We start from the raw sequence: 274 nt of genomic DNA on the forward strand, positions 1-274 counted from the left end.
GCTATTGATAGAGCGTTATTGTGGGCGTGAGATTTCTACCCAAGTGGCAAAAACCCAGATTATTGATAGTAAAAGAGGCAATCAAAACAGCTATACCAATGTGACGTTGCATAAACCACATTCAGATCAACTGGTTAAACAAGTACAAGAGTTTATCGAGGAAAACTTCAAGCAATCTATTCAAGTTAGCGGCTTGGCAGCTATGGTAAATATCACCCCACGCACGTTAAATAGACGCTTTCAATCCTGCGTTGCGATGCGCCCGATTGAGTAT

The 274-nt window shown here is 41.6% G+C and carries 1 pseudogene; it reads left to right on the plus strand.

The features are described 5' to 3' along the window. Positions 1-274: pseudogene (locus AAEY75_RS15045) on the plus strand (GlxA family transcriptional regulator); the annotation flags it as partial.

This window comes from Psychrobacter sp. TB55-MNA-CIBAN-0194, assembly GCF_040309505.1.
Taxonomy (GTDB): domain Bacteria; phylum Pseudomonadota; class Gammaproteobacteria; order Pseudomonadales; family Moraxellaceae; genus Psychrobacter; species Psychrobacter fozii.